Source organism: Pantoea sp. E956-1 (assembly GCF_982223955.1).
In genome coordinates this window covers 1-430 of sequence record NZ_CEUYZP010000084.1, presented here as the reverse complement: position 1 = coordinate 430, position 430 = coordinate 1, and the positions used below count along the sequence as shown (strand labels likewise).

Below are 430 nucleotides of genomic sequence, written 5' to 3'. Positions count from 1 at the left end.
CATTGTGACAATCCCCCGCACGATCACTTGACGGACACGGTCCTGGTCAACATCGCGGATCAGCGCCATGTCGAGTTTGATCAGGTCCGGTTGGAAATCAGCCAGCAGATTGAGCCCCGAATAACCGGCACCGAAATCGTCGATGGCGGTCTTGAAGCCGAATTCGCGGTATTCACGCAGAATATTGGTCAAATGGCGATAATTATCTACGTGCTCGATTTCCAGGGTTTCGAAAATCAGCCGGTCGATCGGAAAGTTGTGTTTGCGTGCGGCCTCCAGTGTGCTGCGAATGCATAGCTCTGGACGGTAGACGGCGTTGGGCAAAAAGTTGATCGACAAGTGTGTCTGCATATTAAGGCTCGCCGCGCCTTCGATGGCGCGGGTCCGGCAGAGCTGGTCGAAACGGTAGCGGTTGTCTTCTGTAACCTGA

1 protein-coding gene is annotated in these 430 nt (G+C 54.2%); it reads right to left on the bottom strand.

From position 1 onward, the window contains the following. A partial coding sequence (locus tag AC0T7J_RS25375) for an EAL domain-containing protein (protein ID WP_473798553.1) occupies positions 1-430 on the bottom strand: 430 nt, incomplete at both ends.